The organism is Leptospira paudalimensis, assembly GCF_026151345.1.
Taxonomy (GTDB): Bacteria; Spirochaetota; Leptospiria; order Leptospirales; family Leptospiraceae; genus Leptospira_A; species Leptospira_A paudalimensis.
This window is the reverse complement of sequence record NZ_JAMQPR010000001.1, coordinates 352,210-366,618: the sequence shown is the minus strand read 5'-3', so window position 1 is coordinate 366,618 and position 14,409 is coordinate 352,210. Positions and strand designations below refer to the sequence as shown.

The 14,409-nt window shown below is 37.0% G+C and carries 14 protein-coding genes; 8 read left to right on the top strand and 6 right to left on the bottom strand.

The genetic code is table 11. The features are described 5' to 3' along the window. Positions 1-8 precede the first annotated feature (8 nt). Genes ND855_RS01755 through ND855_RS01740 form a run of 4 tightly spaced genes read right to left on the bottom strand, consistent with a single transcriptional unit; the run spans position 9 to position 3,308 of the window. The gene (locus ND855_RS01755; protein ID WP_265356915.1) at positions 9-761 is read right to left on the bottom strand and encodes a lysophospholipid acyltransferase family protein; all 753 of its coding nucleotides are present in this window, start codon (positions 759-761) and stop codon (positions 9-11) included. Next, a complete protein-coding gene (locus ND855_RS01750; RefSeq protein ID WP_265356914.1) occupies positions 758-1,450 on the bottom strand; it encodes a Rossmann-fold NAD(P)-binding domain-containing protein in 693 nt (230 codons plus the stop codon). Before ND855_RS01750 ends, ND855_RS01755 begins: the two co-directional genes overlap by 4 nt. Beyond that, on the bottom strand, positions 1,447-1,809 hold the full coding sequence (locus ND855_RS01745) for a PilZ domain-containing protein (RefSeq protein ID WP_265356913.1): 363 nt from the start codon (positions 1,807-1,809) through the stop codon (positions 1,447-1,449). The genes ND855_RS01750 and ND855_RS01745 overlap by 4 nt, the downstream gene beginning before the upstream one ends. Positions 1,810-1,841: 32 nt before the next feature. Then, positions 1,842-3,308, bottom strand: a complete 1,467-nt coding sequence (locus tag ND855_RS01740) for an MBOAT family O-acyltransferase (RefSeq protein ID WP_265356912.1) — start codon at positions 3,306-3,308, stop codon at positions 1,842-1,844. A gap of 128 nt (positions 3,309-3,436) precedes the next feature. On the opposite strand from ND855_RS01740, the gene ND855_RS01735 reads away from it, so the two are divergent. After that, positions 3,437-3,943 (top strand): DUF3332 family protein, encoded by a 507-nt coding sequence (locus ND855_RS01735; RefSeq protein ID WP_265356911.1) that lies wholly within the window; start codon positions 3,437-3,439, stop codon positions 3,941-3,943. 52 nt (positions 3,944-3,995) lie between these two features. Then, a complete protein-coding gene (locus tag ND855_RS01730) occupies positions 3,996-5,057 on the top strand; it encodes a hypothetical protein (RefSeq protein ID WP_265356910.1) in 1,062 nt (353 codons plus the stop codon). A gap of 46 nt (positions 5,058-5,103) precedes the next feature. Here the strand turns inward: ND855_RS01730 and ND855_RS01725 are convergent, their stop codons facing one another. Then, positions 5,104-5,457 (bottom strand): single-stranded DNA-binding protein, encoded by a 354-nt coding sequence (locus ND855_RS01725; protein WP_265356909.1) that lies wholly within the window; start codon positions 5,455-5,457, stop codon positions 5,104-5,106. A 156-nt stretch (positions 5,458-5,613) separates the two neighbouring features. On the opposite strand from ND855_RS01725, the gene ND855_RS01720 reads away from it, so the two are divergent. Genes ND855_RS01720 through ND855_RS01705 form a run of 4 tightly spaced genes read left to right on the top strand, consistent with a single transcriptional unit; the run spans position 5,614 to position 11,179 of the window. Beyond that, the gene (locus tag ND855_RS01720) at positions 5,614-7,116 is read left to right on the top strand and encodes a PAS domain S-box protein (protein ID WP_407658692.1); all 1,503 of its coding nucleotides are present in this window, start codon (positions 5,614-5,616) and stop codon (positions 7,114-7,116) included. Continuing rightward, positions 7,113-7,511 carry a response regulator gene (locus tag ND855_RS01715; RefSeq protein ID WP_265356907.1) on the top strand — a complete coding sequence of 133 codons (399 nt, stop codon included), beginning with the start codon at positions 7,113-7,115 and terminating at the stop codon, positions 7,509-7,511. Before ND855_RS01720 ends, ND855_RS01715 begins: the two co-directional genes overlap by 4 nt. Positions 7,512-7,552: 41 nt before the next feature. Then, positions 7,553-9,103: an FMN-binding glutamate synthase family protein gene (locus ND855_RS01710; RefSeq protein WP_265356906.1), complete on the top strand. Its 1,551-nt coding sequence runs from the start codon at positions 7,553-7,555 to the stop codon at positions 9,101-9,103. Further along, positions 9,104-11,179, top strand: coding sequence for an adenylate/guanylate cyclase domain-containing protein (locus tag ND855_RS01705; protein ID WP_265356905.1), 2,076 nt, complete (start codon positions 9,104-9,106; stop codon positions 11,177-11,179). Here ND855_RS01705 and eat read toward each other — a convergent pair. Further along, a complete protein-coding gene (eat, locus tag ND855_RS01700; RefSeq protein ID WP_265356904.1) occupies positions 11,172-12,479 on the bottom strand; it encodes an ethanolamine permease in 1,308 nt (435 codons plus the stop codon). The genes ND855_RS01705 and eat overlap by 8 nt on opposite strands. Positions 12,480-12,709: 230 nt before the next feature. Between eat and ND855_RS01695 the strand changes: the two genes are divergently transcribed. Both ND855_RS01695 and ND855_RS01690 read left to right on the top strand, forming a co-directional pair. Further along, on the top strand, positions 12,710-13,531 hold the full coding sequence (locus tag ND855_RS01695) for an LA_0442/LA_0875 N-terminal domain-containing protein (protein WP_407658690.1): 822 nt from the start codon (positions 12,710-12,712) through the stop codon (positions 13,529-13,531). Positions 13,532-13,550: 19 nt separating this feature from the next. Next, entirely contained in the window at positions 13,551-14,375 is an 825-nt protein-coding gene (locus ND855_RS01690) for an Ig-like domain-containing protein (RefSeq protein ID WP_265356902.1), read from the top strand. The last annotated feature ends 34 nt before the right edge of the window (positions 14,376-14,409 follow it).

Genomic DNA, 14,409 nt, shown 5'->3' with positions numbered 1-14,409 from the left:
TTTTTACCTTACTTGGTTAAAGTTTCGTTTTTAGGTGGTACGTCAATAGAATTGTCAGGAAAGAGTCCACGCACGTAGGATTCCAGTGACTCCGCGTTCGCCTGCATTTCTGTTTCTAATTTTTTAGCATATTCATCGATTTGGCTTTCCGTAAGACCCTTCGGAACAAGGAAGGGTTTTCCATATTGGATGAAGAGCCTGGCCCCAAATTTTGGGAAAAAATGGCGGTCCCAACTCCGAAATACATAAGCACGGTCATAACAGGAATGTAGATACAAAATTGGAAATCCAGTGAGAGAGGCAGTCACAATCACACCTGGTTTTACTTCCCTTCTTGGGCCCTTGGGTCCATCCACGGTGAAAATGGGAACTGCGCCTTGTTTCATTTCTTTTAGGATATTACGAAATGCACCCGTCCCACCCCTAGTAGAGGAACCTCGTACCGAACGAAGGCCAGACCTGGCAAATGTTTGGTGGATGATTTCACCATCTTTGGATTGGGATACAAGTGCCACCATGTCTGCTTTTTTCTTTCGTTTTAAGTACTGCGTTGCATGCCTGTATAGTGAAAGTGTTGTTTCATGAAACACCGCGATGATGTAATCCCTTCCCTGTTCGATGACATTTGTTGATTCCTGAGGGATGATCAATTTTTGGTTTCGTACAAATAAATACCAAACTCTTACTATGAAGTGAACTACAAAACTTAAGATGATGTATTTGGTTTTGGAATAGGGTTTTTGTTTATTATCTGGAATCAAAAAGAATGGTCCTTACCGATCTCCCACAGAATATCGTTTTCATAAATTTTTACCATCGGTTTGGATGGATTTGTAGGTTTGTCATTTAACAAGGAATAAATCATAGATTTGGCAACATATTCTGCTTGGATGGGTTTGTATTTTTTTAAGCCAAATAATCCAAATGGAATGATGTGACCAAGTACCTCTCCAATTTTTTCCCCAATCCGGAGTTCTTCTCGTTCTCCAATGAGAAGGGAAGGCCTAAAGATTCCTAAAAAGGGAAATGAAAGTGCCATCAATTCCTTTTCCAATTCTCCTTTCACTCGGTTGTAAAAAATGGAAGAGTGAGCATCAGAGCCCATCGCTGTAATGATATAAAAACCTGGGACATTTTTTTCCTTCGCTTGTTTTGCTGCAAGGAGTGGATAGTCATAATCAATTTCTCTAAATTTCTCCTGACTCCCAGCCTTACCTATGGTTGTACCCAAACAACAAAACACGGCATCAATTCCATCTGGAACACTCACTTTACCTGATTGGAAATCTTCCCAAGTGACTTTTATCACTTCAATGGGAAGATTTGGTTTGGATGAGTTTTCAAAATGACGAGCCCAAACGATTACTTTTTTAATCTGAGGATAAAAGAGAAGTGACAATAACACTTGTTTACCGACAAGACCTGTTCCACCGAGTAACAATATTTTCATTTTATCTCCAAACTTCTTGCGAGCATCGAGTCAGTTAAATTGATTTTTTCTAAAAATTGAATTCCAGCGATATGATAAATGACGTTTTTGATTTTGGAAGTTTGAGTCCACATGACGGTACCTTCAAAAAACAACCGTTTTGTGCCTTTTGACCAAACAATACTTCCGAGTACTAGTGATTCAATTTCATCACCAAGTAAATCGTCTTCTCCCAAAAAACAAAGTCCCTCTTCGGAAATGTTTCCTAATTTTCCAAATAAAGTGATCCCTTCGAGATCCAAATGGACTTCAAATTCGGAAAAATCACCTGGGGAAATTCTGGGAAGCCTTCGCTCACTTTCCATAGCAACAAAATACATGGAATCCTAGAATTGGAAACGAAAAAAGCAAATTAGAACTGAAAGTAAATGAAAGGAACCGAGTTTTCGGGTGTAGCTAAATTTAAGACAAGAAACAGAATTGGATACATCGCAAATTCAAAACTGGCAGGGATTTTTTTCCCTTTCCCCTTTTCGAAGAGAAAATAACCGATAGCATGTCCAATCGTCAGAAAACCAATGATCCAAAGGAAATCCTTCCACATATAGGGGCGTAAATTTCCATCTTGGAAAAGGAAAATCCCTTTTAAATGGATCCAAGCATTTTCCCAAGTAAGCGAACGAAAAAAAACTGCACCTAAGAAGAAAATGGAATTATTGAGTACATTTTGAAACAGCCAGATAGGAATTTGAAGCAGTGACGAAAATTGGCCAGAAGTTGATTCTTTTTTGTCAGGAAACCACTCTTTCCAAATCTCTTCCAAAACATAAAAAAATCCATTGAGAGATCCCCAGAACACAAAGGTCCACTGGGCACCATGCCAAACCCCACTCACAAACATGGTAAACCATAAATTAAACTTACGACGTACGGAAGTTACACGGCTTCCACCCATAGGGATATAAATATAATCTCGTAACCAAGAATTGAGGGTCATATGCCACCTTCGCCAAAAGCCGGATACAGATGTGGCGAGAAATGGTAAATTAAAATTGGTAGGCAATTTGTACCCGAGTAACATGGCACTGCCGATGGCCATATCCGAATACCCGCTAAAATCCAAATACACTTGGATTCCACCAAGAGCTGCCGCAATGAGCAAGGCATAAGCATGATGACCTGCTGGATTTGCATAAATGGCATCAATAGTTGGAGCAACCATATCAGAAAGTACTGCCTTTTTAAAATAACCTAACATAAAAAAACGAATCGCAACTCGAAACTCAATGTCTTCTAATTTTTTAGGGCTATACAACTGGGGCATAAAGGTCCTTGCTGTAACAATTGGACCTGCAACAAGTTGTGGGAAAAAACTCACAAATAATGCAAACCGAATAAAATCAGTTTCCGCTGGAATTTCTTTGCGGTATACATCAATTGTATAAGACAATGATTGGAATGTAAAAAAGGAAATTCCTGCTGGCAAAATGATTTTTAAAACAGGTAACATATCGCCACCAAACAATACATTGGTGACCGAATTCATTGAAGTCACAACAAAATTATAATATTTAAAAAAACCTAGGATAAAGACTAAGTTTGTGATCAAACTAAAGAGTAATAAATAATATCTGATTTTTTCTCTCGTTTCATTTGCGAGTTTGAGACCCACATAAAAGTCAATGGCGGTGGATAATAATATCAGTGCACCAAATCGATAATCCCAAGACATGTAGAAAAAATAACTACTGATGAGTAGGAAAATATGTAAGATGCGAGTTTCTTTAGATTGGTTCGAAAAGATTGCTGGGAACAAATACCAAACGGTAAAAAAGACAAAAAGAAAGAAGACAAAGTATTCAAAATCAGAAAAGATCAATGGGTTCGCCTTCTATTCAGACCAGAATCATCGAAAAAATACCAGTGTCAATCATTTCGACTTGCAGAACATTCCCATTTCACTTATGATTGGACACTAGTTTTCAGCTAAAAACATAGAGGTAGAAAATGAAAAAAATATTAAAAACAGCTCTAGTAGGGTTATTGTCATTCGGCCTTCTTTCCAATTGTTTTGGAAAATTTGGACTAACAAAAGCGATTTATTCGTTTAACGGAAGCATTCAAATTGGAACTGGTAAAGTAGCGGGATTCTTTCGTTCCTTACTTATGCTTTTTCCAATTTCAATTGCATATTATGTAGGTGGAATTCTAGACGTTCTCATTTTCAACCTAATTGAATTCTGGACTGACCGTAATCCAATCGCGATGGCAGAGTATGACTTTGATGGAAAACTAGTGAAAGAATACACTGAAAATGGACAAACCATCACTCTTACTTACACAGAATGGGGTAAAGTTTTAAGAATGGATGCTCCTACTGCAAAAGGAGTTGAGTCAGTTTACTTTTTAAAAGACAAACCAGAAAAAGCATACAGACTCATCAATGGAAAGTATGTAGAAATCCAACAAGTGAGTGGACCAATCCTTCCTCCGATGAGTGCAAAACACATCTAAGACCATCATTGCCCCTAATTTTAGGGGCAATCCATTGCCGATACTCTAATATATGAAACGAATTCCTTTTGTCGTATTCCTTTTGCAATTTGTTTGGGGGTGCCAAACACCACAACAGGTGATGATTCCAACCTTCCCCACACAATCCGAACAAATCAATTTGAATCGAATCAAAATGATCACCAAACAAGAGGCAAATCCAAGCCAGGAATCAAATTCCAAAAAACCCCTCACCCAAGAACCAGGAGTGAGTGTTGAATATTCAGAAAACAAAATTCCCTTTATCCAATTAGATTTATTTTTTGAAGATGCAGGTATCAGCATCATAGAAGAAATCATCGCTGGCACCATTATAGATCATCACATAGTCGTCTTAAACCAAAAAGGTGAAATCATCGCAAAACAACCTGTTAACTTCCAAGCCTATGAAATTTTGGAAACAAAAACAGAAGTGATGCGAAATAAGGTGATTGTTGGAGAATCTAAAAAACCAGTGAAGGTGAATAGTACAACTCCAGAAACTAGGATCTCCAGAGAAGCCATTGAAAGACAATATTCCGATCGTGATACTGTACCCCAAGTACTCGAAATTTTTGAAGGAAAAGTTCCTTCTCCAGGTGAATACATCAGCATTTATTTAGAGTTAACGTATGTTCTACCTTATTTGGAACCAAATTGTGAATCATATGGTGGAAATTGTTTTGGTGCCAAACAAAAATTTTTCGATGATGTGACTTCGCGGAATCGTCGTGAATTAGATATTTTGAGAAATCGTTATGTCAATGGGGAAATTGCACAATTTCCAAACTTAACTTCAGAAGAGCAGACAGAATTTAAAACAAATATTAAATCAAAAATAGATTCTTCCAATGGAACGTATGGACCCAAACATACATTTACAAAATTTTTCTTTCGAGAATGGAACTTAGTGTCTTCACCACGGTACTTTCGCATTCTTTCCGTTGGCAAACTGGGAAAACAAACCATGATAGAAGAAGACAAACGAACCGATGAGTCAAAAGAAAATTCACAATCGGAAAAAGATGACAATCATTCTATCTTTGATTCTCCAACTCATACAAAACATAAAAAGAGAACCATCACAACTCCATAACATTCAAACACACGGGTGATTGGTGTCACAAACACCCGTGTTCCGGTTAAGCTACTTTTTCTTCTCGTTTCTTCATACTATCGAATCGAACCGTGGAGGCAGTGACTTTCACTTTTGATTTATTTTCTCCATCTGGAGTTTTCCATCGGTTTTGTTTTAAATTGCCCATCACCGTCACTTTACTTCCTTTTTTTAAGTACTCCACACAGTTTTCACCCAACTTTTCCCAAGCTTCCACTTCAAAAAAGGAAACATCATCCTTTTCCTTTGCATCTGGGTTGTTTTGAGAGTGATTGACTGCCACTGTGAATTGTGCCAGTGACTTACCCCCAGCAATTGTTTTCTCTTCCGGATCAGAAGTTAAATTCCCATCCAAGATGATGTACGATAGATTTTTCATTTGAGTATCCCTATAACAGTTTTATTAGCCACATCTCCTTGAGGTGAAAAACTTGAGTGATGGTACAAAAAAATGTTATCTCAAGGGTTTTTATTCATTCTAAAAAAAAACTGATTTGGGATAGACAACAGGATTCTTCTCTTATTGAATTAGAGTGTGGCGCTTCCCGATTCTGAAATATTGCAATTATTAACCTCGATTAGCCGAGAATTGGTATGTTTACACGAAACTGATGGGACTTATATTTATGTGAGCCCTAATTCTAAATCCATCATCGGATATGAACCAGAGGAACTCATTGGAAAAAATCCTTATGATTTTTTTCATCCAGATGACAGAAGGTTAATTTTTGAAAGATCACACCAACCTCTTTTAAGAGGTGAAGAAAACATCCACCCCACTTTTCGCTTCTTACATAAAAATGGAACTTATATTTGGTTACAATCAGACAATCGATTGACCACTCATTCCATAACAGGACAAAATTACCTACACACATCTTCACGCGATATTTCAGAAAAAATAGAATCCGATGCAAACTTAGCTTTGTCCGAACGTAAGTTCAAAACCTTATTCCGTGATTCCCCCATTGGACTTGTCTTAACGAGCACACATGGTTACATCGATGATGTCAATGAAGCCTTTGCGAAATTTTTAGGTTATGAAACCTTTGAACTGTTAGGGAAACATTTTTCTGAAATCAGTTCCTTAGGTGAACTCGAAGAAAATTTACGGTATAGAGATTCTGTCCAAAAAGGAATGATCGATCATTATTCCATAGAAAAACAATATGTACATAAACTAGGTCATTTGGTATGGGCCTACATCACTGTCACTGTGTTACGCGATGATTCAGGAAAGGCAATTTATTATTTGGCACAAATTATCGACATTGATGAAAGAAAAAAAACGGAAACCCTACTTTTAGAAAACAATGAACATTTAAAAGCCACTAAAAATTCCCTTCTCATCCAAAACAAACAACTGCAATCTTATAACCAAATTATCTCCCATCATTTAAGAGCACCTGTCAGTAATCTCAGAAGTTTATTAGATTTATTAAAGATCACGGGTGTAGAAGAAGAACGAAGGGAATTACAAAATCATTTGGAAGAAGTGACAGAAAATTTGGAAACCGTACTTTCCGAACTCATCACAACCTTAAAAATCCAAAGTTTGGAAAATTACCAACCAGAGTGGATCTCCATCCTTCTTACTTTTCAAAAAGTGCAGAAACTGATGGAAGGAGAATTCCAGAAAAAAAACGTCCACATCGAACTGAATGTGACAGAAAAAGAATTGGTTTTTGTTTCCAAAGAATACCTAGAAACGTTATTTTTACAACTCATCAGCAATTCACTTCAATTTGCTGATCCGTCTCGGGAACTACGAATCGGGGTAGAATCCTTTTCCATGGGTTCCGAAACAACAATTTCCTTCTCAGATAATGGATTAGGGGTTGATTTATCTCGGTATGGGGATCAAATTTTTCAGCTGAAGAAGACTTTTCATCGTCAGATGAGTGGGAAAGGTCTCGGTTTATTTTTAATGAAATATACGATGGAATCATTGGGCGGAAGAGTCGAAGTCAAATCGAAACCTGGGGAAGGTGCAACGTTTTTACTTCATTTTCCGAATGGGAGTGCTGCTAACTCATGACTCCGAGAATTTGTATCATCGATGATGACAAAATTTACCAATTCACAACAAAGAAGATCATTGCCAATGCTGGCATTTCTGGTGAGGTTTTGGTATTTTCAGATGCAGAGAACGCACTTAGTTTTTTCCAATCTGAAACGAAAAACACATCAATACTTCCTGATATTATATTTTTGGATATCAATATGCCTTTTATGGATGGTTGGCAATTCTTAGAAGCAATGGAACCTTTACTTTCCGAATTCCCAAAACAGATTCAAATTTATTTGGTAAGTTCTTCTGTTGACGATGCGGATACAGAAAGGGCAGCAAAAATTCCTTACGTCTCTGGTTATATTTTTAAACCATTTACCAAAGAAAAACTTTTGGATTCTTTGGCTCATCTACAATCTTAGCTTGTCAATAACTTAGTTCGAAGGTAGATATGGATGCAAAAATGATGAACACAATTTTGAATTGGATCGAAACAAACCCACTCTCTGCCACTTGGGTCGGACTGTTTTTATTTTTTGCACTTGTTTTCCTTCGAGACATCACACAAAAAAAGCACACCATTCAAAGGAATTTTCCTATCGTTGGAAGGTTACGTTACTTTTTAGAAATGATTGGTCCCGAACTCAGGCAGTACTGGGTCGCCAATGACAAAGAAGAAAGACCATTTGACCGCACAGAAAGGAGTTGGATTTACGCAACAGCCAAAGGCCAAAATAATAATTTTGGATTTGGAACGACAGAGATCCAATACGAACCTGGTTACCCCATTATCAAACACAAAGCATTTCCTTATCCTGAATCAAAAGCCTACATACACAACGGTGACCCGAGTTGTATACCATGCCTTAAGGTCATTGGGCCGAACCGAAAATTTCCTTATAGACCTTATTCCATCGTCAATATTTCAGCCATGTCCTTTGGTTCCCTTGGAAAAAATGCAGTCTTAGCTCTCAATCGTGGAGCAAGAGATTCTGGTGCTTACCATAACACTGGTGAGGGGGGACTTAGCCACTACCATATGGAAGGTGCCGATATTGTTTGGCAAATTGGAACTGGATACTTTGGTGCAAGAGACAATTCTGGAAAATTTAACTTAGATGTTTTAAAAGAAAAAGTCGGAAAAAATGCCTGTGTAAAAATGATCGAAATCAAATTATCACAGGGCGCAAAACCAGGAAAAGGTGGAATTTTACCTGCTAAAAAAGTAAACGCAGAGATTGCGTCAATTCGACATGTTCCTGAAGGAAAAGATTGTATATCACCTAACTCTCATAGTGAGTTCACAAATGTAAAAGAACTTGTGTCTTTTATCGAAAAAATTGCAACCGGAACAGGTTTGCCAGTTGGGATCAAAAGTGCAGTTGGCGAAATCGAATTCTGGCAAGAATTAGCAGAAGAAATGAAACGTACCTCACAAGGTCCAGATTTTATCACCATCGATGGTGGTGAAGGGGGAACTGGTGCAGCCCCACTTACATATGCAGATCATGTGTCTTTACCCTTTAAAATTGGATTCCAAAGAGTGTACACATTGTTCCAAAAAGAAGGTTTGTCTGACAGAATTGTATGGATAGGTTCGGGAAAATTGGGTTTTCCTGACCGAGCAGTTGTCGCCATTGCGATGGGTTGTGATCTCATCAACATCGCAAGGGAAGCCATGTTATCGATTGGTTGTATCCAAGCCCAAAAATGCCATACAGACCATTGTCCTGCCGGTGTTGCCACACAAAACTGGTGGTTACAACGCGGAGTTGATCCAGAAATCAAAGGCAAACGAGCTGCCAAATACATCCAAGGGTTTCGCAAAGAACTTTTAAGTTTAGCTCATTCTTGCGGATACGAACACCCAGGACAATTTACTGGCCAAGACATAGAGATCAGTATGGGAATGAATCGTTACCAAACCTTAGAAGGTTTACTCGGATACAAACGAGATGAAGTGAAATTTACAAAATTACAGGATTATACAGTTTTTCCAAAACGACAAGCTTAGATGAAAAAACTCATTTTGATATCTCTTTTATTCCTAGTTAGTTGTCTGTCAGAAGAAAGGAATGTAAATAAAGAAGCAAAAAATGGGTTTATCAATTTAAAGAATCATTCGTTTCAATTGGAACCTTTTGTGGCTCTAAATGGGGAATGGAAGTTTTTTTGGAATACCTCTCCAGATAACATCCAAGAAACAAGTTTGGATCGTGTCCTTAGTTTGCCCCAACATTGGAACGGATATCAAATGGATTACGGCAAACTTTCTGGATTTGGTCATGCAACCTTTCGTATGCACCTCGAATTACCAGAAGACTTACCAGAGACAATGGCACTTACAGTTCATGAACAAGACACCTCTTATGCAATATATATTAATGGAAAGTACTATGGTGGATCGGGGATACCAGCAAGTAACACCAACCAGTTCCTTCCGATGGTTAAGTCCACCATTGTTGTTTTACCACATGATAAAAATCTCACGATTGATTTGTATGTAGCCAATTATGTTCATAGAAAAGGTGGCGTTTGGAACGACATTGTTTTGTCATCATACATTAAAGCAGAGAATCGTCTCACCAAACATAAAATAAACGAAACAATCTTGTCCTCCATTTTTGCATTTGTTGGAATTTTCTTTTTAGTAATGTATTTTTACAATCGAGACGGAAGACAAACTTTAGGAATCTTTTTGTTTTCTTTGGCTGTATTACTCAGAACCATATCAACTGGCGAACGTATTGTTCTCGAATTTATCGACATGCCGTACTGGGCACTGCTACGATTGGAGTATGTATCTTGGTATTGGTCTGCACCACTACTCTATCATTATTTTTATACGATTTTTCCATTTGACTTTTCTAAAAAGGTTGGGAATGTTTTTTACTTTCTCTCAGCAATCTTAACTCTGGGACTCATTTTGCCACCAGTATATTTCACAGAAACTGCATCCATTTACCCGATTGCATTTGTATTAAATGGTCTTTTTATTCTGTTTTATTTATTCCGAGCCTATCAAAAAAGCAGGATGGAAGCGAAACCTTTGTTATTCGGAATTGGACTCATACTGATTGGAGCTAGTAATGATGTTTTACATGCGCAAGCAGTGATCCATACCACTTACATTGGTCCTTCCACAGTTGTGATCTTTGTCTTTTTACAAGTATTTACTTTTGGTAGAATTGTCAGACAAAACATCATCAAAACTTTAGAGTTTGCTGAGGAACAAAAACAATTTAGTTCTTCCTTTAGTCGATTTGTTCCAACTGAATTTTTATACCATTTAGGGAAAAATGACATCAGGCAAGTTGACTTAGGAGACCAAGTTCAAAAACGAATGACTGTATTATTTGCAGACATTCGATCCTTTACTGAATTTTCTGAAACACTCACTCCAAAGGAAAACTTTGATTTTCTAAATAGTTACCTCCAACGTGTTGGACCAATCATCCGTCATAATAATGGGTTTATTGATAAATTCATTGGTGATGCAGTGATGGCATTATTCCCGTATAATATCAGTGATGCGGTAAAGGCTGCTGTTGAAATGCAAGAGGCAATTCGAATTTACAATAGCCATCGAGCAAATTGTGGATATATTCCAATTGAAGTTGGTATAGGAATCCATACAGGAAATTTAACCCTCGGAATTTTAGGTGAACACAAACGAATGGAAGGAACTGTGATTTCTGATGCAGTAAATTTAGCATCCAGAATTGAAGGGATCACAAAACTATTCTCTTCTAGGATCGTCATCAGTGCGGAAACATTTATCGAGGCGTCTGACAATTTAGGGTTTCACTACCGCTTACTCGATCGAGTGAATATCAAAGGTAAAACAGAATCGGTTTTTGTTGTTGAGGTGTTAGATGGTTATGAGCCAGAAAAATCGAAACGATTGATTGCTTGTAAAGACGATTACACTCTTGCCCTTGATGCCTATCGTAGGGAGGATTTTGAAGAAGCAAAAGAAGGTTTTGCTTCCCTATTAGATAAAAATCCTGATGATTCAGTATCCCGTCTATTTTTAGAACGTTGCAAAGATACAATTGAAAAATCCAAACTTGAGTTTGGCACTAGTTAATCGTTTTGTTACGGGATTGGTTCAATCGATGTCCAATTCCCAATACAATCCCAACGAAAAAAACACCAATCGTTAATTTCGGTTCTGCATAAAATACCGATCCAAAGGCAAATACACCAAATCCCATGGCAATTAAAGGTAAAATTGGATACAAAGGAGCCTTGTAAGGTCGATCTAAATTTGGTTCTCTTTTTCGCAAAAAAAGATAAGATACCAAACAAAGTAAATACATTCCACAGGCACCTAATGCGGATATGGTGATAAGTTCTGCAGTATTCAAAAACAACATACAAAAAATTCCAAGAACTCCACCGGAGATGACAGCATTTTGAGGGACAACCGATCCTTTGGTCAATTGAGATAAATATTTTGGAAGGTATCCTTCCTTACTCATTGCATATAACAACCTTGAATTGCCCAAAATAATCCCAAAAAGAGAAGCTACAAGTCCGAATAATCCAATAAAAGTAAACAAAATGGGCCAAATTGATTCGGTTCCATACAAAGAGTTTAATACAAATGACAAAGGATATTCAATGTTAGCAATGTCCTTTGTATTTGTTACCGAAGCTGTGAATCCATAAATCATACCTGCTAAACAAAGTAATGTGATGATACCTGCGATATAACCTTTCGGTATGTCCTTCGCAGGATTTTTTACTTCTTCCGCTGCTAAAGCAACTCCTTCCACAGCTAAAAAAAACCAAATCGCAAAAGGAATCGAAGTGAATACTGCTGAAAAAGAAACATTTGTTTCCTTTTTCCAAGTCGGAATTTGATCCATTGATAGATATGGGATCAACAATCCTAAATACAATAAAAGTCCAATCACTGCAATGAGAGTTACAAATAATTCAAATCTTGCAGTTTGTTTGATGCCTGTTAAATTCATGAGCAACAATAACAAAAACATCCCAATGCCTGCATAAAATGAAGGAATGATAGGGAATAAAAAGTGAATGTATCCACCTAATGCAGATGCAATAGCTGGTGGTGCTAATAAAAATTCAACTAATACGAGATAACCAGTAAAAAATCCGAATGTATCACCTAAAGCACGTTTAGCATAAGCTGAAGGACCACCTGCTTGTGGAATACTTGCTGCAAGTTCCGTAAAACAAAGAGCAAACATTACATAAAAAATGGCTATCCATACAATCGAAATTCCAAACTCCCAAAAGTTTGCATTTGACCATCCAAAATTCCAACCGAAGTAATCTCCTGAAATGACAAGTCCGACTGCCATACCCCATAAATGCACAGAATGAAGGGCTTTGTGTAATTTTGGAGTTTCGTTCATTTTTACTCTCTCGATTGAAATTGTAGTTAATTCCACATTGGTATGTTCTTTATATGATTTATGTCTTCCTATTTTTTTAAGCAATGAATGACTCAATAGAACACTGGTTCGATGGAGTCATTTGTTGCAAAATTGACACGTTATTTCCAAAAATCTTTAAATTTCTTAATTGCAATTGAGAAAGAGACTGGTATTTATAGGAGAAATCCTAGATTTATCGGTATTTTTAAATGCGAAACTGCAATCTAACATTCCTTATTCTTATTTTCTTTCTTTATTTACCTCTCCAAGCCGTTCAAACAGTTCTTTTGAAACAAGGAAAGTCTGTTAAAGGAATCATTACCAATCAAAACGTTGAGAATGTTGAAATTGATACACAAGATGGGAAACACATGGTGATTTCCAAAAAATCAGTCTTAAAAATTCTCTATAAAGACTTAGCGGAAGCCGAAGAAGAAAAAATCAGAAAAGAAGAAGAAGAGAAACGAAAACTAGAAAAAGAAAAAGCAATCGCAGCTAAACAAGAAGAGATACGTAAAAGACGTGAAGCTCTCGCAGAACAAGAGGCATTAAATCGATCGAAAACTAATGAAGGAACAAAAGTCACACATAGTTTACGGGATTCATTTGTTCTTACCTCTGTAGCTGATGGAAATATGATTACACTCGCACCCGAGTTAGCAAAATGCCAAACGTTCCAAGAATACCCTGAGTATTTTTGGTTGTTTGGTGGTTTGAGATTCTCAGAACCAGATTGGAATGTTCTTTTGCCCAAAGATAGTAGACCCGTTCGTATCCGCCAAACATCGACTTGGAAAGACCTTGCGATCACTCTTCTTGGTGGATTTGCGATTACAGTCACAAGAAAAACCATTATCGTAGATGTTTGTGAAGGGAATGGATATCGTATGGTATCCGATTCGGAAATCAATCGAATCAAAGAAGAAGCCGTTGAACAAATTAAAACCGAACAAGAGTTAAAAGAAGCCGAAGAAAAATACGAACTCGAATTACTTGAAAAAGACTTAGAAGCTTTGAAAAAGAAAAAATAACGGAGAGAAGTATTGAATCATGAATCTTAGATCTATACAAATAACAAATTTCTCTTTTCGTAATCTCAGCAAAAGAATCGGTATCTTTATTGTACCGATTCTTTTATTCCAAAATTGTTATTTGAATCCTTTTGTTTATGATCTATTGAATCCAGATATAGAAGAAGAAAATAAGAGTGGTCTCTTGCTTGGTTTAAGTGGAATATCTTCCTCTATTTATGTCACGGGAATCATTCGGAACGGTTCTGGAGTCGCACAAGAAAATAAAGAATATACCGTGGTGTCATCTGACGGTAATGTATTCGGAATAGACAGTTCAGGAACCACAGATAAGTCTGGTCGGTTTTATTTAAGCATAGGACAAGGTGATACAAAAATTCGTGTTACAGAATTAGGAGAAGATCTTGTGACATTTACGATCAATGCCAATGGACCTATGATCCAATTAAAAACTGTCGATCCAGTTAATTATGAAATTGAAAGTTTATTTATGTACAATCCTGGAAATAAACCAATGTTTTTCGATTTGGTTAGCACAAGTCCCGCAAACAACGAATCGTATTTCGGATTGAATCCTAATCTAACACTTACATTTTCAGATTCAGTACCGGAATGGGATTTGTCAACTTTATCTAGTTTAGTAGCTAATAATATATTTGTTTCTCCCGCTGGTATGAGTATCATGAGTCCAAGTATATCGCCACCAAACACCATTATTCTAATGACTAACGTTTCCGTTTACAGCACCCAATATACAGTTCAATTTGGACCTGGCTTTTATTCTGCTACAAATGTTCCATTAACTCCTCGATCTGTAAAATTTACTTTATTAACTCCTCCGTAAATGTTCTCATTATAATATAAAAATATAATTTATT